This window comes from Lacipirellula limnantheis (assembly GCF_007746075.1).
In the GTDB taxonomy this organism is placed as follows: Bacteria; Planctomycetota; Planctomycetia; order Pirellulales; family Lacipirellulaceae; genus Lacipirellula; species Lacipirellula limnantheis.
The window spans coordinates 663,455-688,404 of record NZ_CP036339.1; the positions used below are offsets into that span (position 1 = coordinate 663,455).

A 24,950-nucleotide genomic window follows, 5' to 3' on the forward strand; every position below is an offset into this window, starting at 1 on the left:
GGCCGACGGCCTCTCCATAGCCTACTCTACCCCTGCCTCGGTCGTCGCCGCCAAGATACCGGCCGGCGCGACCCGATTCCAGCGACCGCCATCTGGCGGGTGCGATTATGCACGAATCGCCGAGTGAACCGACGCCCGGCGCGAAGCCAATCGCCGTTTCCGCTACCGTCCTGTTCCAGCCGAACAGGCCGCGACTGGCGGCGTCGCCCTCCAGCACGTCGACCGCGCTTGCGCAAATCGGTCGGGGGCGAGGTGTCACAATCGCTGGGGGGTGCAATAATGTCGGATTGCAGCGCGGAAATGGATTGCTGCTAACTACGTTTTGATTCGCCTCGGTCGCGATTAAACATCAATGAAGCGTCTGTTCGATCCGATGCTCCTGATTGGCTTTGGTCTATTGGCCGTGGCGATCGTCGTCAACGGCGCCGTGACCTATCGCAGCATCAGGGCCTTGCATGACGACAGTCGGTCGATCACCCATACGCACGACGTGCTGGCGGCGCTTGATTCGGTGATCTCGCTGGCTAAGGACGCCGAAACTGGGCAGCGCGGCTACGTGATTACCCAGGAGAAGCCGTATCTCGAGCCTTACGCGAAAGCGAGCGCCGACATCGGGCGGCAACTCGACGTGGTCGAGAAACTGACGGCCGACGACAAGTTCCATCAAGCGGAGATGCCCAAGCTGCGACAGCGGTGGAACGACAAGCAGGCGGAGCTGGCAGCGGTGATTGCCAAAGTCGATGCGGGCGATGCCGACGGAGCCGACGCCCTGGTCAAGACGGATCGCGGGAAGCAGGCGATGGACGTCCTCCGCGCGCAGGTCAGCGCGATGATGGAGCACGAGAACCAACTTCGACGGGAGCGGATCGACCACGCGCGGACGACTTATCGCCGGTCGGCGCTGACGAGCCTGCTCGGGAACGTCGCCGGGGTTGGCGCGCTCGGGGCGTTTTTCGTTATCCTACGCCGCCATTTGGTCGCTCGCGACCGGGCGGCGGCCATCATTCACGAGCAGAGCGAACGATTCCGCACCACGCTCACCAGCATCGGCGACGCCGTGATGACGGTCGACGCGCAGGGGCGGGTCACCTACCTCAACGCGATTGGCGAACAGCTGACCGGCTGGGGCAACGCTGAGGCCGTCGGCAGGTCGATGCACGAGGTCTTCAATATCGTCAACGAGACGACGCGCCAACCGGTGGAGAATCCCGTCGACAAGGTGCTTCGTGAGGGCGTGATCGTCGGCTTGGCCAATCACACCGTGCTGATCGCGAAGGATGGCAGCGAACGGGCCATCGACGATAGCGCGGCGCCAATCCGCGATCTGGAAGGGAATATCGAAGGGGTCGTGCTCGTCTTTCGCGACGTCGCCGAGCGCCGTAAGGCCGAGCGAGCGTTGGCGACAAGTCAGGCCCGCAAGACGGCCATCCTCGAATCGGCGATGGATGGCATCATCACGATCGATGCGGCCGGGAAAGTGATTACGTTCAACCCTGCCGCTGAGCAGATGTTCGGGTACGCACGCAGCGAGTCGATTGGCCGCGACATGGGCGAGTTGCTGATCCCGCCGGCGTTACGAGACGACTACCGGCGCGGGCTGGAGCGTTACCTGGCCAGCGGCGAGGGCTCGGTTTTCTACAAGCGACTGGAATTAACGGCGATCCGCGCCTCGGGCGACGAGTTTCCGGTGGAGGTTTCGGTCGCGCCGATTAAAACGGAAGGCGAGCTCTTCTTCACCGGCTACGTTCGCGACCTGACGAAGCGAAAGCAAACTGAGGAAGCGCTACGCGACGCGGAACACCAATTTCGCACGCTGGCCGACGCGATTCCGCAGCTGGCGTGGATGGCGGAGCCGGACGGCCACATCTTTTGGTACAACCAGCGGTGGTATGACTACACCGGGACCAGCTTCGCAGAAATGGAAGGCTGGGGTTGGCAATCGATGCACGATGCCGACGAGCTGCCGCGCGTGCTGGAGAGATTTCGGGCGGCGATCGCCAGCGGGTCGGACTGGGAAGACACGTTCCCGCTGCGCCGCCACGATGGCGAGATGCGGTGGCATCTGAGCCGCATGCTGCCAGTGCGGGACGACCACGGCAAGATTGTCCGCTGGTTTGGGACGAATACCGACGTTACCGACCAGATCGAGGCGGCGAACGAACTGCGCGAGCTCGCCGCGAATCTGTCGGAAGCGGATCGCCGGAAGGACGTCTTCCTGGCGACGCTGGCTCACGAACTGCGAAACCCGCTCGCGCCGATTCGCAACGCCCTGTCCGTGCTGAAGCACAACGAGGACAATCCGCAGGCGTTCGACGAGACGCGAGAAATGCTTGAACGGCAGGTGCAACAGATGGTGCGGCTGATCGACGATCTGCTCGACCTGAGCCGCATCAGCCGTAACCGGATCGATTTGCGGAAGGACGACGTTGTGCTCAGCGAGGTAATCGATCGCGCCGTCGAAACCTGCCGGCCGATCGTTGACGAAGCGGAACACACTCTCGTCGTCGAGCTGCCGGAAGAGCCGATTCACCTTCATGCCGATAAGGTGCGACTGGCGCAGATCTTCATGAATCTGCTCAACAATTCGGCCAAGTACACCGAACGAGGGGGCAGGATCGAGTTATCGGCCCACGTCGAGGGGAGCGACGTCGTCGTGGCCGTGAAGGACAATGGCATTGGCATTCCGGCGGGGATGCTGGCCCATGTGTTCGACATGTTTACGCAAATTGATCCGTCGCTCGATCGAGCCCAAGGGGGGCTGGGCATCGGGCTGACGCTCGTGAAACGACTCGTGGAAATGCATGGCGGCGCGATCGAAGCGCACAGCGCGGGACCGGGACATGGGAGTACCTTTATCGTGCGATTGCCGAAATCCGCTCCGCGGGCGCAGCAACCGAAGCCGACCAGCGAGTCGGCGGCCGCCGCGCAGGCGCCGCGGCGGCGAATCCTGGTGGTCGACGACAACCGCGATTCGGCGCGCAGCCTGGCGATGCTGTTGAAGCTGGGCGGGCACGAGGCCCACACGGCCTACGACGGACAGGAGGCGCTGTCGGCCGCGGAGTCGGTGCGGCCGGACGTCGTGCTGCTCGACATCGGTCTGCCGAAGCTCAACGGGTACGAAGTCGCCCGCAAAATTCGGGAGCACGCGTGGGGCGAATCGATGGTGCTCGTCGCGCTGACGGGGTGGGGACAGGATGAGGACCGCCGCAAGTCGCGGGAAGCGGGGTTTAATCACCACTTCGTCAAGCCCGTGGAGCAGACGGCGCTGCAGAGTTATTTAGCGAGCTTGGGGGCGTAGTGTTCGCTATCCCTGCGTCAAACGCTCGACGCCTCCGCGAGCGATTCGTTCGTACTCGCGTTTCACCAGGTCAGCGCCATATTTCCGTTCGAGCGCTCGTACCGTGAAGTGGGCGTCAGCAGTGTTCTGAAAGTGGTCGACGAAGAGCGCATTGATGAGGCCGCCGCCGATGGCGCCGACGATTGGGATCGCTTGGGCGGCGACCTTCTCCGAAACAGCGACGCCAAAGCGCGAAGCGATGTTCGAGATGAGCCGCGTCATCGCGGAACTGGTGACCAGGGTCGTCCCCTTCGTAAGGATCTCCGCCGCGGCAGTCACTTGCTGGGCCAGCGCGGCCCGGGTGACGAAGTAGCCGACGCGGATGAGCCCTTCCTCGCTACGGGCGCCCTCGCTGAGCACCTCGATGGCGCCGCCTGGCCGGCGGTCATCTCCGCTGCCTAGGGCGAAGACCTCCAGGCAGGCGAGCCTGGTTTCAGGGTCGGAGAGTTTCTCGCCCTTCGAGCGGGCAATGTCGCCGATCGATCGGAGAATGATCATCGTCGTGATCGGCAATTCCACGAACAGCGCGGGGGCGCCGAACATGCCGCCGGCGACGCCGCTAAACGTCGCGGCGATCTTGTGGGTGAGGTTCCAAGGGGTCTTCGGCTGTTCGTCGTCGAGCGTCTTCGCGGCGACGGCGAGGGCCTTCGTAAGGGCGTGCTCGGTGGCGCCGTTGATTTCGCTCTGCACGGCGTCGGGGAGCCGCTCGATCAGCCGTTCCACCGGCGTACCGACGACGCCGGCCAGCCGGGCGGCGAGCCCGGGGCGTTCGAGCTGCGCGACGGCGGCGGCGAGGAGGGCGATGTCTGCGGCTGTTAGTTCTGGCATTGATTTCCGTCTCCAATATCTGCCATTCGTCCCGCGGCGCCGAGTCGCCACTTGGGCAAGGCGTCTCACCTCAGTGCAGCATTTTATTGTACGCGGACAGTTCGCTATGGAAGTTCATAAGTCGATCTGACTATTCTACGTTCTCTCACATCCAAGGGCGCGGTTCCAGATTCCACGCTCATTTCACATTCGCGTCGCTTCGCGTTCCGCCATGTTCCCGTACACCTGCGACGCTCTGCTTTACCACTGGCCGATTGCCACCGTCGCATTGATCGTCGTCAACTTCCTCACGTTCATTGCAGCCGTCGAGGAGAAGATCGACGTCTCAAATGGTTGGATTCTGGAGTACGGCGCTGGACTCCATCCGCAGCAGTGGCTGCTATCGGCGTTCATGCATGGGAGCGTCGGCCATCTGGCGGGAAACATGGTCTTCCTGTGGACGTTCGGGTTGGTGACCGAAGGAAAGCTCGGCTGGTGGCGATTTCTGATCGTCTACCTCGGCATCGCCGTGGGACAGTCGGCGCTGGAGCAGGCGATTGTGCCGCTGATCGCGCCGGGCGAACTGGGCTCTCTCGGGGCGTCGGCGGCCATCTTCGGATTGATGGCGATGGCCTGCGTGTGGGCGCCGATCAACGAGTTGTCGGTGCTCGTCATCCTGATGTTGCGCCCCTTCGTCTTCGAAGTGTCCGTCGGCGTCTTCGCGGCCGTTTACGTGGGGCTGGATATTGTCTATTGCTTCGCATTTGGCGCCGGCGCGCTGGCCTCGGCGAGCCATCTGACGGGAGCGCTGATCGGGGCCGTGCTCGGAGTGGTGTTGCTGAAGCTGGGCGTCGTTGAGTGCGAAGACAACGATCTGCTCTCTGTGATGAGCGGCGTCCACGGCATGGAGCGACAGAAACAACGCGAGGAGGCCGCCCACGCGGAGAAGGTCGTCGAGCGATCCGCCGATCAGTCCCTCGAGATGAGGCGGCGTTTTGAGGCGTATCTAAAGATCGGCCAGCCGCAGGAAGCGCTTGCGACGTTGCAGCGGGCGCGGCACAGACGAATTCCCTTCGATGCCGACCGGGCCGACCTGTTGGCACTAATTGGCGGGTTGCAAGAAGCGAAGCAATGGGCCGAGTCCGCTCCGGTGATGGCCGAACTGCTCGAGCGATTCCCGGCGGGTTCCGAGGCGGTGCGGATCAAACTGGCGCAAGTCTGCTTGATCGAGCTTGGCAAGCCGGGTAAGGCGCTCGAACTTATCAACGCGCTTGACGGCGCTGAACTTACGCCACGCCTGGCAGCTGCTCGAGACAAAGTCCGAGCAGTCGCTCAGCGAAAGCTCGGCGAGGGAGAACTCGAAGTCGACGACGCGGCCTGGTGAACCCGATTTGTGCCGATTCACGGCCGGCTTCGACTATTTGCGCACGACCATCACCGGACATTCCGCCTGTCGGATGACGTGGTCGGCGACGCTTCCAATTAGCGCCTTGCCGATCGCTCCACGACCATGGGTGCCGAGGACGATCAGGTCAACTGCTTCCCTCGCGGCGAACGCGAGGATTTCGTCGGATGGGCGACCTTCGGCGAGCGCCGTTTCCATGGCGACTCGGCGCCCGCCGGCGGTCGCCGCGGCCTCGACTAGCTTCTGAAGCGCGGTCGCGCGCAAGCGCTTGGCGGCCAGCGTCGGCGAGTAGGGGGATTGCTCCGGCGGCGCGTTCAGCGCCCGCGTGAGGTACTCCATTGCGTCCAGACCAAGAAGCGTCTCGCTGATCTTTTCGGCGTAGATGACATGAATCAGCGTGAGCTTGGCGCCGGTCGCCTTCGCCAGCTCCGCGCCTTGGGCGAGAGCCGCCGCGGCCGTTTCGCTGAAGTCCGTCGCTACCAGGATGTGCTTCATCGCCAGCCGCCTTACGACGAGGCGCGTTCGCTATCGCCTAGCGAAGCGCCAGCATGCCATCCTGACGGCGCTACACCAGCGCCGTCTTGCCGGGAATGGCCACGACTTCCGCGGGGACGTCGCCCCAGGCGTAGTCGGTCGGGCCGAGCCGCTCGGTGCTATTCATCACTTGATCCCAGGTGACGGTCTGACCGGTGTAACCGGCCATGCGACCCATCAACGCGATTGCGGTGCTATTGCACATGTACTCGCCGTTGTTAATCGGCTTGCCGTTGCGAATGCTGGCGAACAATTCCTCGTGCTCGACGCGGTACATGCTTGGCTGCTCGCCTTTGAAGCGCCACTTCCGCTTGCCGTCGCGATCGACGATCTCGCCGCGTAGGATCTCGGCCTGGCCATTCGAACCGAGCACCGTTTCATCGACGCGGGCGCTGCAGCCATCCTGTTGCCGGCAGGTGAAGTAGACGCGCTGACCGGTGGGGTACTCATAGAAGACCGCGAAGTGGTCGAAAACGTTGCCGTACATCGGATCGACGCGCTGCTGCCGGCCGGCGAGGGAGGTCGCCTTCACGGGCGAGGCGTCGCCCAGCAGCCAAGCCGTCTTGTCGAGGCTGTGGATCGCCTGCTCCATGATATGGTCGCCTGAGAGCCACGTGTGGTAGAGCCAGTTGCGAATCTGGTACTCCATCTGGCTCCATTTCGGATTGTTGCCGCGATGCCAGAGGTTGCTCGTGTTGTAGGAGGACTCGATGGCGATGATATCGCCGATCTGCTTCTCTTCGAGAAGCTGCCGCATCACTTCGCGGACCTTGTGGTCGTACCGCCAGCAAAGGCCGGAGACGACCGCGATGTTCTTCTCCTTGGCCTTGCGGCTTGACTCCATGACGCTCTTGATGCCCGGCGCGTCGACGGCGATCGGCTTCTCGATGAAGCAATGCTTTCCCTGGTCGACGACGTAGGCGAAGTGCTCGGGGCGGAAGTGGGGCGGGGTCGCCAACAGAACGACGTCGCACGAGTCGACGACGTTCTTATAGCCGTCGAAGCCGGTGAAAATTGTTTCGGGCGTCACCTGCACGCGATCCGCGACGCTCTTCTCGCCACGCAACTGGCTGAGCGCTTCCTCGGCCCGATCCGGGAAGGTGTCGGCGACCGCCACCAGCACGGCTTGCCCGTCGGCAGAGAGGGCGTCTAGCGCCGCCCCCGTACCGCGCCCGCCGCAACCGACCAGGCCGACCTTCAACGTTTCGGTTCCCGCGGCGTGTACGGAGCGCGGTACGGCCATCGCGCCTAGCAGGGCGGCGCCGGCCCCGAGCTGCGCGGTGTTGCCAAGAAAGGATCGTCGCGTCGGTTGGGGGGTGACGTCTGCCATCGCGGGGTCGCCTATGGAGTTGGAGAAGTTGACTCAGGTGATATTGTACACGTCTCGCTGAGCGGCTAGGAGGAGCCGTTAGCCGCTGATTTGCGCTTTGTCGTTGACGGATTGCACGTCATTCGCGTCACGCCCAGCGAGGCCGCGACCAGGGCGACTGCCCCTAGGCAGCCTGTGGGCGGTTCCGGGACGAGACCAATCGCGGCACCGCCCGCCGGCCCGGTGTAGCGACGCTGCCAATCGAGGAAATCGCCGCCCCCCAGGTCGCTGCCGAAGCGCGCCTTCCAACCGAGCGTCGGATCGTCCAGGTCAGCGAGATCGACGACCCCGTCGCCGTTGAAGTCGCCCGCGGAGAGCTGCGCGTTGATCTGGGCGACCGCGTCGACCTCCTGCTGCCAGTAGCTCGGCAACGTATCCCAGGGGTTATTCATCACATCGTCGGTGACGTAGATGCCGCCGACGTTGCGACTCACCGCCAGGTTTAGAAAGTCGACCATGTTGGCGGCCGACGCTTCCGTGTGAACTAGATTCACAAACTTCTCACTGTCGTATTTCGCGTTCCAGGCCGACGGCGCGTGGCCAGGATAGGCGGAGCCGACGTTCTCGAAGACCATAAAACGATCGGCCGTCGGCCAGGTGGCGTACTGCTCGATGGTGTTGGTGCCGGGATTGCCCATGACCTCCCACTGCGGGTCGACTTGCTTGACGTGATCGTAGATCGACTTGTAATAGTTCAGTCGCTCGGCGGGTCCGGTGTTGGCCATCTCGTCGACGAAGATGCCGTCGATGCCGTACCAGGTTTTGTACTTGTCGACGTCGGCGGTTACCTGAGCGAGCGGGCGGGCCCCGTAGCTGGAATAGACGTAACCAATCACGCGCCCCCCGGCGGCGCGGAAGGCGTTTACTGCGTTGACGTAATTCTGGTCCTTGACGTTGCCGGGGCCGTTCCCGGGATTCATGATCGCAGTGATTGGCGCTTCGTCGGCGGCGGCGGTCATGGCGCCCCAAGGGCTGCCTGGACTGGGATAGAAATAGGCGGGGACGATGATCTCCAAGGCCGATGCGGCCTGCATCGCGGTGCAGACGAGCATAACGGCGACGAGCGCCGGCAACGTCGCGGCCGAAGCGCATCGGCGCTTACCGGTCAGGTCGCTTCGTCGTCGCAGTAAGGCCATCGTGTTTCTTCGCAGGTGGATCATCATCATCGAGCGCGACACCCGTCGCTCCGCGAGCGTTTGGAGACTCATGCGTTCCGCCGGCGCACATGTGCCATGGCCGCGCACGCGATGGCGACGAGGGCCGCGGCGGTTGGTTCGGGGACGCTGGCCGCGAGCGACGCCGTCGCGGCGCCGCCAAAGTGGGCTTTCCAATCGGCCAGATCGTTCGCGTCGTAGGCGCCGCCAAAGCCTCGCTGCCAAATGAGGAAGTCCTCGCCGTCGACGTCGTTGTCGGCGTCGAAGTCGCCGGGCGTGCCGGCGGGCGGTTGGGCCAATGTGTAGGAGATCACCTGGCTGATGTCGGCCAAGCCTTGGTCGGTATAGATGACAAAGTTGAACGAGGGATTAGGGAATGCCGGCTTCGGTCCGCCGAGCGCGGGCGGGTACTGGATGACGGCCTTAAGTGGAATGGCCCATTCCATGCCGACGCCACTTGGCGGGCCCGCTTCCGTCCAGTAGGGGTAAATCAGCGCGCCCCCGTTGGAAAGCGGACCGCCTGTGATGGACAAATTTAAGTTGAAAAGGCCGGTGTACTGAGCGAACGGAAAGTCGTTCTGATAAGCAAATTCCGAACCAATTTCGCCAATTTGCAGCACGTCGAATCCGGTGGCTTTGTCCTGGTCAGTGTCGAAACCAAGATAGATGCTCGCGAGAGAAATGGAGGATGTGTTGTGCAGCGAGGCGTAGATGTAAATGAAGTCGGCGTCGTTGGCGATTTGGATGTTGGCGATGTCGATATCGCCGACGTTGTCCGCTGGATCCATATCGACAATGGGGATTCCCGAGGCTGCCCAATCGGCGTATTCCGTTCCCGCCGCTTCGCCTTGAACGTGGATGGCCGTCGTGAAGGTGCTGGGCGCAACGACCTGCGCACAGGCCGTCGCAGCGAGAACTCCGGCCGCTAGGAAAGTAACGGCTGCCGCCGGGCGAACTAAGTTGTGCATGAAAGAACTCCTGAAGTGCAACGCAACCACGAGGTGCGGAATCGACTCGATGCAACATGCCGCGGGCGCCGGGCGACGCGGGTTTCATCTTGGAAACCCGCGCCGCGCATCAGTTGGCCAAATGCTAACATGCGCCTCGACGGCGAAGGCCAAATCCGATCAGGGTTATCGCCGTCAATGCGAAGGCGGAGGGCTCCGGCACCGCCAACTTATAGTCCATCACGGCGGTGACGTCGAAGTTGCGGCCATCGTCCCCAGGAAAGCCGGGCGGCAGGCCATCGGCTCCTGTTCCCAAGTCAGTCCAAAACAACAGCTTCACGGTGTCGTCAGGAAAAATGGGGAGCCCGCCGGTGCGCAGGGCGGCCAGCGAGATAGCGAGCTCACGGCTACCCGCATTGGCAAACGGCGACAGCAGCGCATGCCCCCCTCCGAAGAAATCGCCCGACAAGCCGCCGCTGTTGAACGTGCCCGTCGCCTGCGCGAAGCCAAAGTCGTTTTGCCAGCCGGCTTCCGCGCCGAGCAAACCAAGACTGAAAATATCGAAGCCGGTGCTCGTATCGCCGTCGACGTCGATCGACAGGAACGTCCCCAGCGCCAGGCTGTTGTGAAACGTGTTGCGAATGTACAGGTACTGGCCGTCATTGGCGATCTGCGTGTCGGCAATGTCGGGCCCGCTGAAGTTGTCGGCCGGGTCGGCGTCGACGACAGGGACGCCGGTCCAGTCGGCGTAGGCATCGTCGATCGTGATCGTCTTGAACGTTCCGGCCAACGCCGGAGCGACGGTCCAGGCGGCCGCCATGGCGAGCGCCGCCGAGCGGAGGAAGATTCGTGGCATTAGTCGAGGCTCCTTTCGAATGTAGCGTAAATCTGGAAGCGATACTTCTGTCGAACTAGCGAATTGCCTGCCGCCTCTTCCTTGTTCCGTGCTGCCCAATCATTCTACTGGCTGACGGCGACGCCGTCGTACCGGTGACCGCGAGCACGGTGGATTTCGGGGTCGAGGTCGAATTGCACAAATGCTACGGACGAGTCGCACATCGCCATATTGAAGCCGCCGGAGTGGGCGCTGCCGAACATCCGCTCGCCCACGTCATTGGACGTGCCTGGCTGATCGGGGCCTAGCGCTAACGGTCGGCTCAACTCGCGGACGTGAGCCGTCGTGCGTATCGTGTCGTTGTTATTGCCGGCGAAGGCGGGTTCGTTGTCTCCTTCGTCGAGTCCGTCGTCGTAATTGTCGGTCGACATGTACTTCTCGCCGACCATGTAGGTATTGGAAGTACCGTCTTCGACGTTGCGAAAGTTGATCTCGGAGCGTCCGAAGACGACGCCAGTGGCCACGTATTTTTCAGGGGTTGTTCCATACTTCACGCCCAGCGTGCTGATCCAATTATTCCCGTACCCGGAGCCATCCGTGCCGTCCCAGTCGGTCATGCGCAACGAGTCCTCGTACGATTTGGACCCGTCGGGCGGACCGAACGCCTCGGGTTGAATCATGTCGCCGGCGCACCCGGCGTAATCAGTTTTGACGCATTGCTCGAAGGGGTCGGAATAGGCAAAAGTCAGTCCGACGCTCTTATACGGATAGACGCTCGTGCGGCGGCGCGTCGGGCAGTTCATCCCCTCGAACGGACTCTCGACGCGCTGTCGCGTCGCGGCATTGCGCGCTGCTCCAGTCGATCCTCTGCCAAGATCATGCAAAGCCGCCTGCTCAATGAAGGGAAGAATATTGTAGAGCCACCCGCCGGGTTGTCCCTTGCCGTAGCCATACTCGGGATAGCCGACCCAGTTGAAGCCCCATCCGCCCGTCGGCAAGTGTTTTTGGACGTCGTGATGATTCTGAAACGCCAGTCCTAACTGCCGCAGCTGATTGGCGCACTGCGTCCGCCGCGCCGCTTCGCGGGCCGCTTGAACCGCCGGCAGCAAAAGCGCGACGAGAACGCCGATGATCGCGATCACCACCAGCAGTTCCACGAGGGTGAACGCTGAATGCCGGCGCAACGTCCGCCAAGCTAGAGCATCGCTTCCTGTAGCTGAACTCATATCCTTGCTCCTTCTCTCGAGGCGACGTGCCATTGACGGGGCACGGGCGCCGACGACGTCCGCGGCAGCGTCGGCGATTTACCCGAGTCGTGATGTTCGCGAATCCGATTCGCCTCCAGCGGATAGTCGTAGACGGCGATGTCGCGCAGTCGGCCGCGGAACAGCCACGACGTGAGATACCGCGGCACATACTCGGCGGCGCCGATGCGGGCAGGCCATTCGAAATCGGTGAGCGACAACTGATGGATGCCCGAAGCAATTTCCTCGCCGTTGACGAAGATTCGCACGATCCCTTCGACCTCGCCCGGCAATGGCCGTCCGGTCGGCGCGAACGTCGCCACGACATGGGCCCACTCCGTTCGATCGACGCGCGTCGTCGAGATCAGCTTCTGCCACAAATCGCCCTTGCGACCGTTGCCCGACCAGAATTCCCAACAGTCTTGATCGCCGGCATAGAGCGTGAAGCCGTACATCTGGCAATCGGGCTCGTGAGATCGCAAGACCCACCGCGACGTGAAGATTGACTGGAACTCGGGCCCCCCTTCGACTTTGGCCCAGCTTTCCACCGTGAAGCCAGTCAGCAGGTTGAGCGGCGGCTTCTTGTCAGGCTCGATGTATGATTCGCCGTTGAAGTAGACGCCCTCGCCGTCGGAGGAGCGATGCGGCTTGGCGGGCCAGTTGCCGACTGGCTTGCCGTCGAATCCGTTCTGCGATAGATCGAGCACGCGACGGTTGCGGTCGACCCGATCGAGCGGCCAATACGCCAGCGGCCGATCGCCAAGCACGAGTCGTTGATAGCCGCCAAGCTTATCTTCCACGTCGCTCCAATCCTGGACCACGCCATGCAGCGGTCCGCTGGCGGTCAGCGTCAGCTTGCCGTGCCGGCGGCGGCCGGTGGGCTCCACGCGCAACCCTTGCCCGGGATGCAGCGTCTTGAGTTTCTCGCTCACGGCCTCTTCTTGCGGCGTGGTGAGCAGCGTGACGACGCCGTCGTGAACGTAAACGCTCGCTGAATCGTCCTCAGCGGCGTCGAACGAGACGCGGGCGTTCATACACTCGGCGGTGATGACCGGCGTTTGCACGTGGAAGGGCTGATCGCCCCGCGCCGTGAGTCGGCCCGAGCGGACGAAAACGCTCTGCTCGGCCATCAAGGAGAACTCGGCAGGGCCCTCGATGACCAGCGACGTTCCGGCGTGCAGTTCGATGCGGATAAATCCTGCCGAGAGCTGCACCACCTCGCCGCAGCGGAGCTCCTGCCCGACATGCATCGAGCGCAGCAGTCCGTCGCTCGACGCTTCTAGGGACATGCCGCTGATTTTGCCGAGTTTCGTATCCGCCAGCAGCACTGGCGCGGGCGAAGCGGTGACAAGGTCGACCGTCGACGGCGCCTGGTCGTTTCGACCGGCCATCAGCGGCGCCCAGCCTTGTTGAAAGAGGGCCACGGCCGCTGCCCCAGCGACGAACGCGACGCCGGCGGCCGCGGCCCAAGTGGGAATCCAGTGCCGTGACGATCGATGCGCGCGATCCGACATGCTGGAGGATTGGCGTGAAGTCGACGCACGGCGGCTGGAGTCGGCGTCGACTTCTCGGGCCGTCTCAGCGATATCGGTCGATGACGACGATGCGGTCGTCGCGCCGGTTGGATCGTTCGGCGCCTGCGGGCCGTTGCTAGTCAGGTAACCGAGCCCTTCGCGCAGATGAATCGCCTCCAGGTAGCGCCGCTGCGCCGCGGGATTCGACGCCAGCAGCTCCCGCAGCCGTTGCCACTCCGCGGCGTCGAGGCCGGCGAGCGTCAGATGTTCCAGCAGTGGTTCGAGTTCATCGTTCGGGAAGTCGATGCTCATGATGCGTAGCCTTCCTGGCGCAGCGAAGCGCGAATGCAGCGCTCTAGCCCTTTGCGAATGCGCGAGAGCGTCGTGTAGACGGCGTTCACCTCTTGGCCGCGGCTGGAGGCGAGCTCCTGAATGGACAGACCGCGCCAGTAACGCTGGCCGAGCATTTCGCGTTGCCGCGGCGAGAGCTTCTCAAGGCACCCGCGAAGGGCTTGATGTCGCGATTCGAGATAGTCGGAACTTTCGACATGCACGTCGGCGATCTGGGCGATCAGCGCGTCATCGAACGCCATCCGCGCCGAATCGTAGCGTCGCGAGTAGCTCATCAGTTCGAAGCGAGCGATCGTGCACATCCATCTCACCAGTTCTTCGTCGGGCGTCGCCTCGACATATGAAAATGACTGCAGCTTTTGCCACGCGACGAGGTATGTGGCTTGAAGGATTTCGTCGACCGCGTCGGCGCTCGAGGCGGCGAGCGAAACGATAAACGATCGGACGCGGCGTTCGTGACGCGCGATGAGGACGACGAACTGATCGGCTGTCAGCGGCTTTTCGCTCACGGCGGGCACGGTGGTTGGAGATGGGGAGGGAGAAATCTCGCGGGCTGCGCACCGTGCAGTCGCGTCCGCCCTGCCTGCCCGCATGGCTATGCGCCGGCGGCGGAGAACCTTACAGGAAAATTCATATTATCTTCCCAAAGTTCCGGCGGGGGCCTGCCGGATGGCCAATTGCCCGCAACACGGGCGGAAAGCCGGCTCGCCTCGCGGTTCGCGCTGCGGGCGTGGGACGTGGCTAGATGGAAAGCCGCTGGGAGCGCCGGTCGGAGGGCGTGGCCCTCCGGATAGGGGGCGTCAGCGAAGTTGCGGCCGTGGGCGGGCTAGGCCCGCACTTGCCAATTGAACGGCGTGTAAGCGTGATCGAACGTGCCGTCGTTGTAGAGGTCGATCAACCCGTATCCCTCGTCGCTGCGCCGCGGATCGCCGTTCCACCAGTCGCCGCAGACCGCTCCGTCGCAGATATAGCTGATGCCGTCGACGTCGCAACGGTCATTCAAATGCATGTGTCCGCTGAGACAAAGCTTCACGTTGCCGTGCTGTTTGAAAAGCTCGTGTAGCGACGTCCCGTCGAGATGCATCAATCCGCCCGGAACGCGCTGATAATCCTCGGTGACTGCGTTGTGGTCGAACGAGAATGGCGTGACCGAAATGATGGGAATGTGCGAGACGACGACGATCGGCGTCGCCTGCGGGGTTTGCTCCAACTCAGCTTCGAGCCACGTTCGCTGCTCGGCATCGAGCCCGCTGGTGTAGCGATCTTCCAGGGGGCGCACGCTGTCGAGGACGATGAACCGCCAGCCGCCCTGATCGAATGAGTGATAGGGCTTGGCGAGACCAAACATCTCCAGCGCCCATGCCTTGCCGGCGAATTCGGAGTCGTCCCAGCCGCGACCGTCATGGTTGCCGAGGCAATGCTGGGCAGGCAGCGAGCAGTCTTGCTTCAAGATTCCCCGCCACAACTCAGCGAGTTGTTTACTGCGGGCGTGATCGACGTCGAAGGCGTCCATCACCGAGTCGCCGCCGGTGACGATCAGCTCGACCGGATCCTCGTGCGACTGAACGTGCCGCAGACATTGCGCTAAGCCTTCCGCGGCGCCTCGTTCCGGCTGCACGTGGATGTCGGTGAGGTGCGCGAACCGCAGCGTCCGCTGGCGATTGGCGGCGGGAGCGGCCAGCGCTGAGTCGGCTTGCCAGCCCAGAAGCGGCGCGGCGGCCGCGCCGAGGGCGCCCAACTGCAGGCATTGGCGACGGGAAAAAGTCTTGGCGTGGAGGGGTTCGGCCGGCATGATCGTGCTCCAGTAAATCGGCGCTTAGTTCGGCGATTGGCGGAGATTTCAGCATATCACATGGTTGTGTAGGACTGGAGAAGGCGTCGCCGGCCGCATGCGCACTGCTTTCCGCCGGTCCGCCCGAATGCGAGCTTAGTTCGGAACGACAGCGTGACGGATGCGTCTCGATCCTGCTTAGTGAGGTGAGCGCAACGGCTTCAGGCGACGCAGGATCGCGGCTTTGATAACGTGGTTGGCCACCAGTGGCGATTGCCGGGGGAGGTCGCCATCCGTCGATCGACTCAAGGCGTTGCGCGGTTGCAACCGAACAGAACGGAGGGGGCGCCGCCGGTTCGCGGATTGGTGCGCGCATATCAGCGTGACATCGTCGTAGTTTGTTCGCGCGTGCGCGGTTGGATGTGATCGGGCGCGGCGATCGCGCGACGAGGGCGGAGCTCAACGGGGCGGCTGACGGGTTACCGTAAAACGGCTAGCACAGCACCCGAATGGGGGGTACGCGAGCACTTTTCTCTTGGAATAATTCCGACGATTGTGGTACACAGCGATGGGGGAATAGCTGACGCTGCCACCAGCCAAACGACGGGACGTCGTTTGAGGGGGCGGCGAGTCGGCGTCGATTGCGTCGAACCATTCGGTTCGTGACTTGCGCAGGAGCTCCGGACACCGAACATGGAGCGACCGAGCGTGCAATCGGCGTCGGCAAAACTCTCAACCGCCAAGTCGCGGTAAGACTCGCCGGGTTCCGCGCTCGGCTCGTTAATGACACAAGATGCGTCATCTCCAACTCTTGAGATAAGAAGCGTCGTCATCGATTCGGACAACAGAGCGACGCTTCACCTTCCGCACTCGCTGCGCGGAGGGACCAGACGATAGGAACGCGAGGAACTTTGCATGTTCGGTAGCCGCCATTCTAAGGCGACTCGTGCTCGGGCCGCGCGCCTAGGTTTCGAATCGCTCGAATCCCGTATCGTGATGAGCGGCGTGGGGTTCGACGATGACCCAGCAACCGCAGCGCAATCGTCGACAGTCGAGACGACGCCTGCGTCCTCGTTGCCGAGCGAGTTCGACGTTTCTGCCGCAGTGCTGTCGACGGAAGAGTGGGTCCATGCGCTGTTCTACTGGCAGTTCAATGTTCTCACCCCCGACCAGGTGCCCTATCTCACCACGGCCCAGGTCGCGTCGATTCCAAATGCCTCGTACCTCGGTCAGATATCTCCCGCCTCGCGGGCTGCCTTCTCGGCGACGCAGATCCGCGCCTTGAGTATCGGAAACGTCGGAGTCAGCCAGTTGAGCTCCGGCCAGCTCGACTTCCTCACGGCGACGCAGATTCAGCAAGTCAAATTTTACGAGTTTCAACTGCTCAAGCCGGTGCAAATCCCTTATTTGACGCCGGAGCAAATCGCTTCAATCCCGGCCCCAGGATCGCTCACGGCGTGGTCGCAGACGGCGCGTAATGCGCTAACCGTCGCTCAAATTAACGCTCTCGATATCTCGAAGGTAGGTTTGGAGGCGTTGACGAGCGCACAAGTGCCGTTCCTAACGGCGTCTCAAGTCCAGCAAGTCAGGTTTTATGAGTTCGACAGACTAACGCCTGCGCAAATCCCGCTGTTGACTGCGGGACAGATCGCGTCGATTCCGACGGCAGGAAGTATGTCGGCTTGGTCTCAGGAAGCTCGAAACGCGCTCACCGTCAGTCAGATTCAGTCGCTGAATATTGCCAATGTCGGCCTCGAAATGTTGTCCGACGTGCAAGTGAGCTTCCTCACGCCGGCGCAAGTTCAGCAGGTGAGGTTTTATGAGTTTCATCGTCTTAGTGGGCTGCAGACGCCGTTGCTGACAGGCCCCCAGATCGCGTCGATTCCGACGGCAGGAAGCATGTCGGCATGGTCTCCGGCAGCTCGCAGCGCGCTTACCGCCGGCCAGATTGTGTCGCTGAATATCGCGAATGTGGGACTAGAAATGTTGTCCGACGTGCAGGTGAGCTTCCTCGCCCCTGCGCAGGTTCAGCAGGTGAAATTTTATGAGTTCTATCGTCTTGGCTTGCTGCAGACGCCGTTGCTGACAGGCGCCCAGCTCGCGTCGATCTCGACGATTGGTTCATTCGCGGCATGGTCTCCCGCGGCCAGAGGGGCGCTCAATGGGGCGCAAGTGAAGTTTTTGAATGTGGGGGTGATCGGGATCGCTTACCTCACGGGATCGCAGGTCGCGGCGCTCGCGACGGTGCAGATTCAGCAGGTGAAATTCTATGAGTTTAACCTTCTCTCGCCCTTGCAGATTCCCTCGCTCACGACGACGCAGATCGCGTCGATTCCGACGGCAGGAAGTATGTCGGCTTGGTCTCAGGAAGCTCGAAACGCGCTCACCGTCAGTCAGATTCAGTCGCTGAATATTGCCAATGTCGGCCTCGAAATGTTGTCCGACGTGCAAGTGAGCTTCCTCACGCCGGCGCAAGTTCAGCAGGTGAGGTTTTATGAGTTTCATCGTCTTAGCGGGCTGCAGACGCCGTTGCTGACAGGCCCCCAGATCGCGTCGATTCCGACGGCAGGAAGCATGTCGGCATGGTCTCCGGCAGCTCGCAGCGCGCTTACCGCCGGCCAGATTGTGTCGCTGAATATCGCGAATGTGGGACTAGAAATGTTGTCCGACGTGCAGGTGAGCTTCCTCGCCCCTGCGCAGGTTCAGCAGGTGAAATTTTATGAGTTCTATCGTCTTGGCTTGCTGCAGACGCCGTTGCTGACAGGCGCCCAGCTCGCGTCGATCTCGACGATTGGTTCATTCGCGGCATGGTCTCCCGCGGCCAGAGGGGCGCTCAATGGGGCGCAAGTGAAGTTTTTGAATGTGGGGGTGATCGGGATCGCTTACCTCACGGGATCGCAGGTCGCGGCGCTCGCGACGGTGCAGATTCAGCAGGTGAAATTCTATGAGTTTAACCTTCTCTCGCCCTTGCAGATTCCCTCGCTCACGACGACGCAGATCGCGTCGATTCCGACGGCAGGTTCGTTTGCGGCTTGGTCCGCCATTGCCCGCGCGAGTCTGAATGCCGCGCAGGTGCGCGCAATTAACGTCGGCAACGTCGGGCTGGGCCTGCTCACGCAGACTCAGTTGTCCTTTCTAACGGCGACGCAGATTCAACAGGCGAAGTATTTCGATTTCGCCTTGCTGTCGCCCGCGCAGACACCATTGCTGACGCCCGCCCAAATGGCGACGATTCCGACGACGGGCGCCCTGGCGGCTTGGACGCAGGCCGCGCGCGATGCGCTTACGGTGACGCAAATTCGGGCGCTCGATATTAGCAGGGTGGGATTGGAATCGCTGACGACCGCGCAGGTCGGCTTCCTGACTGCTGGGCAGATTCAGCAGGTGAAGCAGTATGAGTTTGTTCGGCTAAGCGCCGGTCAAGTTCCGGCCCTCACGCTTGAGCAAGTCGCGTCGATTCCCGAAGCAGCCGCCCTTGCCAACTGGTCGGCAGACGCTCGCGCTGCGTTGACGTTTGATCAAGTTCGCAGCATCAACATTGGCGAGTCGGGAAGGATTGCTTTCTTCACGCCGGTGCAGATCACGTGGCTGACCATCGCACAGATTCGCGCGGTGATGTATTACGATCTGCAATACGTCAATCCCAGTCAGGCTGGTTACCTGACGACGGCGCAGATGGCCAGCATTCCCACGGCGTCTTACTTGGCGGCGTGGCCCAAAGAGTTGCTTGCGGCCCTCACGGCGCCGCTCGTGCGGGCGCTGAAGGTGTCTGCAGTTCGGATTGAATCGCTTCCGGCCGAGCAAATCGGCTTCCTCAGCGTCGCGCAAATTCAGTCAGTCGGGTTCGTCGATTTTGAGTATCTGCTCCCAGCGCAAATTCCTTACCTGACCGCCGCGCAGCTGCAGTCGATGCCCAGCGGCGGGGTGCTGCTGCATTTATCCGACGCGTCGCAGGCGGCGCTGACCCGGGAGCAGATCCTCAGTTTGCCCCTGAGCCAGCTGGCGCAGTTTACCCGGGTTGAACTCGATCAGTACCCGCCGGCGAACTACACGCCGGTCGTCGATCGACGCGGCATGGACGGCAGTGCTCACGCCCAGGAGGAAAAGAAGTTCTACGACCTGGCGCCTTTGGCCAGCGCCACGAACGTCACCATCGCGAGCGGAGCCTGGTCCGACCCGAAGATATGGCGTAACGGCCAGGCGCCCGCGGCGGGGGCCGATGCCGTCATTTCCGCCGGGACGACGGTCATCTTCGACAGCGTAATGAATCAGGCGATCGAGACCCTGCGCATTGACGGCACGCTGACGTTCGCGACGAATCGAAACACGCAACTATACGCTGATTCGGTGATCGTCTTTACGACTGGCCGACTGCTGATTGGCTCCGAGACAAGTCCCATTCAAGACAACGTCACCGCACGCATCCTCATTGCCGACGGAGGTCCAATTGACCGCGCGTGGGATCCCTACGGCGTGAGCCGCGGGCTGATGAGCGGCGGCGAAGTGAAGATGTACGGCAAGCAGGTGACGACGTACGTTCCTCTGGCCGTCGATCCGGCGGCCGGAGATACGGTGTTGCGCCTCTCGTCCGCGCCGACGAAGTGGAAAGTGGGCGATCGCCTAGTCATTTCCGGAGTTAACCCGTTCACGACCGATTTCGGATCTGAGGAAGTAACGATTCGAGCGATCAGCGGCGCCTCGGTGACGGTCGACAAGCTCAAGTACGCTCATAATGCTCCGGATGGCTACGGCTTGTCCATCTACGTCGCTAACATGACGCGGAACATCGTCTTCGAGGCCGAAAACCCCGACGTAGTCGCCGAGCGGCCGCACATGGTCTTCTTCAGCAGTCCCAAGGTTCACGTCGAGAACATCGCCATCTCTGGCTTCGGGCGAACGGATAAGAGTCAGCCAATTAACGATCCGATCGTCGTCAACGGCGTTCTGCAGCCTGGCACCGGAACCAATCCGCGGGCGCGGTATGCGATGCACTTTCACCACACGGGCGTCGACCCGCTCGTAGATCCGGCCTACGTCAGCGGCAGCGTCGTGACCGACAGCGCAGGGTGGGGATTCGTCAATCATCAGAGCAACGTCATCTTCGATGAGAACGTCGCTTATAACGTGAAGGGATCCTCGTTCGTCACCGAGGATGGCAATGAGATCGGCGCGTTTTCGCGTAATCTGGCGCTGAACAGCATTGGCGCCTCCTGGGAGTCGATGCATCTCCGCCGCGCCAGTCATGACTTTGGCTTCAATGGACATGGCTTCTGGATGCAAGGCCCCGGCGTCGAGTTGATCGGCAATATTTCCGCCGGAAGTCGCGCGGCGGCGTTCGTCTACTTCACGGCCTCGGCCAAGGCGCAATTCGACGCCGTGAATCTCAATGACCCCGCGCTGGCGGCCGGCCTGAAGGTGACGCCCGTGGGAGTGGTGCCCTTAAACGGGTTCTCCGATAACGTCGCGGTCGCGTCCCAGACTGGCTTGGAGATGTGGTTTCATCAGATGATGATGACAGACGGCGATAGCGTGATCGAGCGCTTTACTTCTTGGAACTCCACGTTGGCGGGAATCGCGCTGCACTACTCCGGCAATGTTCAAATTGCCAACGCCAAGCTGATCGGAGATCTCAGCGCGTTCAACGGCATCGGGATCGCCACCAATTCGTTCGTCCACGACGTGACGATCAACAATCTCATGGCCGTCGGTTATCAGGTGGGCGTCGATGTTCCCGTGCGGCGCTCGACCGTCGTCAACGGCGCCATGATCGCGGCTGTGCAAGGGTTCCAGATCGAAAAGGGATACGACACGATCCGCGACGTCCTAATCTTGGGGCAAATCGCCGTCTCGAATCCGACCGCTCTCCAGCTTCGTGGGCGGACGCACTGGAAAGTCTATCTGTATGAAAACTTCGATTTCGCTCGATCTGTCGAGCGTCAAAGCGATTCATACACCAGCGCCGATCAGATTGTGTGGGCGCCCTACGGGATTGCCTACCAGGAGCTCTATTTCCAGGAGCAAGCGTCCTGGTTCATTCCTTTCCCGGCCGCGACCGCCGCGGGCCGCGTGCCGGACGGCTATCTGAACAAGAACAACTTCCAACTTTGGGGGGACTACGGCATCGCCTACAACGGTCAAATTCTCCCAGTTAATGCCGTCGCAGTGGCGGGAATACGTGGATACGTCGGGCCTTTAACTCCTTAGGGAACGACGCACCGGGGGTTAGCGGGGGACAATCGATCACTCCTTTCCGCGGAAATTGCTGTTGTGCGCGAAATCATGGGGTAAACTGCGGATCGAAATTTCGGGAACATAGCAACCACGGCGCGCTGGTCTCAGTGGCGGGTTTCGTCGAGACGCCTGGTACCAAGTTCGATGCCGCGGCGCGGGAGTGATACCGATGAAGTGTTGCAGCGAGGCCGTTCAGCGGCGGCATCGTGCCGCGGCAGCGGTACGATGGCTAGCGTTGATAACGGGCACGCTCGCTTCATCGATCACGTTCGCCGCGCCCGTCGACCGTCCGAATATCGTCATCATCTTCATCGACGACATGGGCTACGCTGACATCGGGCCATTCGGCGCCACGGCCTACGAAACGCCGAACCTCGACCAGATGGCCGCCGAGGGTCGAAAGTTCACCGACTTTCATTCAGCAACCGCGGTGTGCTCGGCGTCGCGGGTGGCGCTGCTCACCGGCTGCTATCCCGAGCGCGTCAGCATCCTGGGGGCGCTGCGGCCCGACTCGCCGATCGGCATCAGCCAGGACGAGCTGACGCTCGCCGAGCTCTGCAAACAGAAAGGCTACGCCTCGGCAATCTTCGGCAAGTGGCATCTCGGTGATCGACGCCGCTTCCTGCCGCTGCAGCATGGGTTCGACGAATACTACGGCCTTCCCTACTCGAACGACATGTGGCCGCAGGGGCCTAGGGGCGAAGAACTGCCCGATGACTCGCCGAAGAAGGTCAACAATTATCCGAAGCTGCGGATGTTCGAGGGCAATGAAGTCGTCGACGAGGAAATAACGGCCGAGGATCAAACGCACCTCACGAAGGATTACACTCGGCGCGCCATCAACTTCATCGACCGCCATGCGAAGGAGCCATTCTTCCTCTACATGCCCCATTCGATGGTGCATGTGCCGCTTTATGTCTCGCCCGAGTTCGAGGGGAAGAGCGGCGCCGGGCTGTTCGGCGATGCGGTGCTGGAGCTCGATTGGTCAGTCGGCGAAATTTTGGCCGCGCTCAAGCGCAACGGGATCGACGACAAGACGCTCGTCATCTTCACCGCCGACAACGGTCCCTGGCTCAACTACGGCGATCATGCCGGTTCGGCCGGGCCATTGCGCGAGGGGAAGGGGACGATGTTCGAAGGGGGCTATCGCGTGCCATGCCTGATGCGGATGCCCGGCACGATTCCGGCCGGCACCCAAACAGGCGAGTTCTGCGCGACGCTCGACCTTCTACCCACGATCGCGAAAATGCTGCACGTCGAACTACCCGCGGAGCGCAAGATTGACGGCAAGGACGTATGGCCGCTTATTACGGGCGAAGCAAACGCCGTTTCGCCGCACGAAGAGTTTTATTGCTATTACGATCGCCAGCTTCACGCCGTGCGCGATCGCCGCTGGAAACTCCACTTGCCGCACCCGTATCGCACGCTGGCGGGCAACCCAGGCGGGCGGGGAGGCTATCCTGTCGCTTACTCGGAAGCGAAGACCGGCGTGGAACTGTACGACCTGCAACATGACGTCGGCGAAACGAAGAACGTCGCGGCTGAGCATCCGGAGATCGTGGCACGGTTGACGGCTGTGGCGGAGCGTGCCCGCGCTGAACTGGGTGACCTGCTCACGGATCGCGAGGGATCGGCAGTCCGCCCGCCCGGGCAGGCGCTGTCGCAGGGTACGACGGGAACGCGCTAGCCGAATTCCGTAAGTCCAGGCCGCGTGTCGCCCTCCGTCCCCGCTACCGACGACTTCGAGTTGCGTTAGAATGGGGTTTTCCGCGCCTGCCCATTCCCCCCCAAAGTTGAACCGATATGCCGCTTTCCAAGTCTCGCGGGCCGGCATTGCTACCGCTGCTCGGGTTGCTCTTGATCAGTTCCGTCGCCATCGCGGCCGAGCGGCCCAACATTCTCTTCATCTTTTCGGACGACCATGCTTATCAGGCTGTGAGCGCCTACGGTTCGGGCCTGAACAAGACCCCCAACATTGATCGCCTCGCGACCGAGGGCGTCCGCTTTGATCGCTGTTACGTCACCAATTCCATCTGCGGTCCGAGCCGAGCGTGCATCCTCACCGGAAAGTACAGCCACAAGAACGGCTTTTGCACGAACGCCGACGTGTTCGACAATCGCCAGACGACCTTCCCCCAGTTACTCCAACAGGCCGGTTATCAAACGGCGATCATTGGCAAATGGCACTTGGTGAGCGAACCGGTCGGCTTTGATCACTGGGAGGTCTTGCCGGGCCAGGGGCGTTACTATTCGCCGCAGTTCGATACGGCCGAGGGCCGCGTCACCGAGCCGGGGTACGTCGCCGAAGTCATTACGAATAAGTCGCTGCGTTGGCTGCAAGAGCGCGATCAACAACGCCCGTTCCTGCTGATGGTGCAGCACAAATCGCCCCATCGCGAGTGGTCGCCGAGTCCGAAACATGTCGCGGATCGCGCCGGCGAGAAAATCCCCGAGCCCAAAACCCTCTTCGACGACTACAGTAATCGCGCGGACGCTGCCAAGCTGGCGACGATGCGAATCGCCGACGACATGCGGCTCCAGGAAGATTTGAAGGTCTACGAGCCCGATAGCGACTACGGTCGCATCGCCGGACGAGGCATGAACGCCGACGAGCAAGCGGCTTGGAACGCCGCCTTCGAGAAAGAGAACCAAGAGTTCGCCGCGGCGAAACTCGAGGGCGAAGCCCTCGTCCGCTGGAAGTATCAGCGCTACATGAGGGACTATCTTAACACCGTGCAATCCGTCGACGACAGCGTCGGCGAGTTGCTTGATTACCTCGATCAGTCGGGCCTCGCCAAAAACACCGTCGTCGTCTACGCCAGCGACCAGGGCTTTTACCTGGGAGAGCACGGTTGGTTCGACAAGCGGTTCATGTACGAGCAATCGCTCCGCACGCCATTTCTCGTCCGCTGGCCGAACGTGGCGAAGGCGGGCAGCGTCGACGAGCGGATCGTTTCCAACGTCGACTTTGCGCAAACCTTTCTGGAGATGGCCGGCGTCGCGACCCCGACCGACATGCAGGGGAGCAGCCTGGTTCCACTCCTCAAGGGAGAGGACCCCGCTGACTGGCGAAACGCCTTCTACTACCACTATTACGAGGGCCCGCCCGCAGTCCACACGGTCGCCGAACACTACGGCGTCACCGACGGCCGCTACAAGTTGATTCACTACCATAAGCTAGATCAATGGGAGTTGTTCGACCTGGTGAGCGACCCCGACGAGATGCAGAGCGTGTACGGGCAGCCCGACTACGCCGGTCACCGGCAGCGGCTGACGGACGAATTGAAGCGGCTCCGCAGCGAGCTCGACGTGACGAGCGACGATCCGCCGCAGCTTGACGAGGCGGAGACCCAGACGCGGCAGCGGCAGCGGATTGAAAATCGGCAGCAGCGACGGCAGAATCGGCGGCTCGAGCGCCAAGCCTCGAAGGCGTCCACGTAACGGGGGCGGC

At 62.1% G+C, this 24,950-nt stretch carries 15 protein-coding genes; 5 read left to right on the top strand and 10 right to left on the bottom strand.

Translation table 11 applies throughout. The annotated features are described in order from the left end of the window. The first annotated feature begins 352 nt into the window (after positions 1-352). Positions 353-3,298, top strand: coding sequence for a PAS domain S-box protein (locus tag I41_RS02565; RefSeq protein ID WP_145430591.1), 2,946 nt, complete (start codon positions 353-355; stop codon positions 3,296-3,298). Between the two features lie 6 nt (positions 3,299-3,304). Here the strand turns inward: I41_RS02565 and I41_RS02570 are convergent, their stop codons facing one another. Further along, complete coding sequence (locus tag I41_RS02570) at positions 3,305-4,165, bottom strand: EcsC family protein (protein ID WP_145430593.1); 861 nt, start codon at positions 4,163-4,165, stop codon at positions 3,305-3,307. 211 nt (positions 4,166-4,376) lie between these two features. Here I41_RS02570 and I41_RS02575 point away from each other — a divergent pair, with 211 nt between their 5' ends. Then, positions 4,377-5,528, top strand: a complete 1,152-nt coding sequence (locus I41_RS02575; RefSeq protein ID WP_145430595.1) for a rhomboid family intramembrane serine protease — start codon at positions 4,377-4,379, stop codon at positions 5,526-5,528. A 33-nt stretch (positions 5,529-5,561) separates the two neighbouring features. On the opposite strand, the gene I41_RS02580 is transcribed toward I41_RS02575, so the two are convergent. The 9 genes from I41_RS02580 to I41_RS02620 all read right to left on the bottom strand — a co-directional run bounded on the left by I41_RS02580 (position 5,562) and on the right by I41_RS02620 (position 15,289). Further along, the gene (locus I41_RS02580) at positions 5,562-6,044 is read right to left on the bottom strand and encodes a universal stress protein (protein WP_145430597.1); all 483 of its coding nucleotides are present in this window, start codon (positions 6,042-6,044) and stop codon (positions 5,562-5,564) included. 70 nt (positions 6,045-6,114) lie between these two features. Beyond that, entirely contained in the window at positions 6,115-7,413 is a 1,299-nt protein-coding gene (locus I41_RS02585; RefSeq protein WP_145430599.1) for a Gfo/Idh/MocA family protein, read from the bottom strand. Between the two features lie 65 nt (positions 7,414-7,478). After that, positions 7,479-8,660 carry a spherulation-specific family 4 protein gene (locus tag I41_RS02590; protein WP_145430601.1) on the bottom strand — a complete coding sequence of 394 codons (1,182 nt, stop codon included), beginning with the start codon at positions 8,658-8,660 and terminating at the stop codon, positions 7,479-7,481. Beyond that, positions 8,657-9,574, bottom strand: a complete 918-nt coding sequence (locus I41_RS02595; RefSeq protein WP_145430603.1) for a hypothetical protein — start codon at positions 9,572-9,574, stop codon at positions 8,657-8,659. The genes I41_RS02590 and I41_RS02595 overlap by 4 nt, the downstream gene beginning before the upstream one ends. Before the next feature lie 124 nt (positions 9,575-9,698). Beyond that, positions 9,699-10,409 (bottom strand): PEP-CTERM sorting domain-containing protein, encoded by a 711-nt coding sequence (locus I41_RS02600; protein ID WP_145430604.1) that lies wholly within the window; start codon positions 10,407-10,409, stop codon positions 9,699-9,701. A gap of 104 nt (positions 10,410-10,513) precedes the next feature. Further along, positions 10,514-11,614, bottom strand: coding sequence for a DUF1559 domain-containing protein (locus I41_RS02605; protein WP_168206630.1), 1,101 nt, complete (start codon positions 11,612-11,614; stop codon positions 10,514-10,516). After that, positions 11,611-13,458, bottom strand: a complete 1,848-nt coding sequence (locus I41_RS02610) for a LamG domain-containing protein (protein ID WP_145430609.1) — start codon at positions 13,456-13,458, stop codon at positions 11,611-11,613. The genes I41_RS02605 and I41_RS02610 overlap by 4 nt, the downstream gene beginning before the upstream one ends. Next, a complete protein-coding gene (locus I41_RS02615; RefSeq protein ID WP_168206631.1) occupies positions 13,455-14,006 on the bottom strand; it encodes a sigma-70 family RNA polymerase sigma factor in 552 nt (183 codons plus the stop codon). Before I41_RS02615 ends, I41_RS02610 begins: the two co-directional genes overlap by 4 nt. Positions 14,007-14,323: 317 nt before the next feature. Beyond that, entirely contained in the window at positions 14,324-15,289 is a 966-nt protein-coding gene (locus I41_RS02620) for a metallophosphoesterase family protein (protein ID WP_145430613.1), read from the bottom strand. Positions 15,290-16,264: 975 nt separating this feature from the next. Between I41_RS02620 and I41_RS02625 the strand changes: the two genes are divergently transcribed. The 3 genes from I41_RS02625 (at position 16,265) to I41_RS02635 (ending at position 24,940) form a co-directional block, all read left to right on the top strand. Next, the gene (locus I41_RS02625; protein WP_168206632.1) at positions 16,265-21,472 is read left to right on the top strand and encodes a G8 domain-containing protein; all 5,208 of its coding nucleotides are present in this window, start codon (positions 16,265-16,267) and stop codon (positions 21,470-21,472) included. A gap of 196 nt (positions 21,473-21,668) precedes the next feature. After that, complete coding sequence (locus tag I41_RS02630; protein ID WP_145430616.1) at positions 21,669-23,186, top strand: sulfatase family protein; 1,518 nt, start codon at positions 21,669-21,671, stop codon at positions 23,184-23,186. A gap of 116 nt (positions 23,187-23,302) precedes the next feature. Next, positions 23,303-24,940 (top strand): sulfatase family protein, encoded by a 1,638-nt coding sequence (locus tag I41_RS02635; RefSeq protein WP_145430618.1) that lies wholly within the window; start codon positions 23,303-23,305, stop codon positions 24,938-24,940. The last annotated feature ends 10 nt before the right edge of the window (positions 24,941-24,950 follow it).

Coding starts and splice junctions, on each gene's coding strand:
- I41_RS02565 (WP_145430591.1), top strand. CDS start 353: ATGAAGCGTCTGTTCGATCCGATGCTCCTGATTGGCTTTGGTCTATTG.
- I41_RS02570 (WP_145430593.1), bottom strand. CDS start 4,165: ATGCCAGAACTAACAGCCGCAGACATCGCCCTCCTCGCCGCCGCCGTC.
- I41_RS02575 (WP_145430595.1), top strand. CDS start 4,377: ATGTTCCCGTACACCTGCGACGCTCTGCTTTACCACTGGCCGATTGCC.
- I41_RS02580 (WP_145430597.1), bottom strand. CDS start 6,044: ATGAAGCACATCCTGGTAGCGACGGACTTCAGCGAAACGGCCGCGGCG.
- I41_RS02585 (WP_145430599.1), bottom strand. CDS start 7,413: ATGGCAGACGTCACCCCCCAACCGACGCGACGATCCTTTCTTGGCAAC.
- I41_RS02590 (WP_145430601.1), bottom strand. CDS start 8,660: ATGAGTCTCCAAACGCTCGCGGAGCGACGGGTGTCGCGCTCGATGATG.
- I41_RS02595 (WP_145430603.1), bottom strand. CDS start 9,574: ATGCACAACTTAGTTCGCCCGGCGGCAGCCGTTACTTTCCTAGCGGCC.
- I41_RS02600 (WP_145430604.1), bottom strand. CDS start 10,409: ATGCCACGAATCTTCCTCCGCTCGGCGGCGCTCGCCATGGCGGCCGCC.
- I41_RS02605 (WP_168206630.1), bottom strand. CDS start 11,614: ATGAGTTCAGCTACAGGAAGCGATGCTCTAGCTTGGCGGACGTTGCGC.
- I41_RS02610 (WP_145430609.1), bottom strand. CDS start 13,458: ATGAGCATCGACTTCCCGAACGATGAACTCGAACCACTGCTGGAACAT.
- I41_RS02620 (WP_145430613.1), bottom strand. CDS start 15,289: ATGCCGGCCGAACCCCTCCACGCCAAGACTTTTTCCCGTCGCCAATGC.
- I41_RS02625 (WP_168206632.1), top strand. CDS start 16,265: ATGAGCGGCGTGGGGTTCGACGATGACCCAGCAACCGCAGCGCAATCG.
- I41_RS02630 (WP_145430616.1), top strand. CDS start 21,669: ATGAAGTGTTGCAGCGAGGCCGTTCAGCGGCGGCATCGTGCCGCGGCA.
- I41_RS02635 (WP_145430618.1), top strand. CDS start 23,303: ATGCCGCTTTCCAAGTCTCGCGGGCCGGCATTGCTACCGCTGCTCGGG.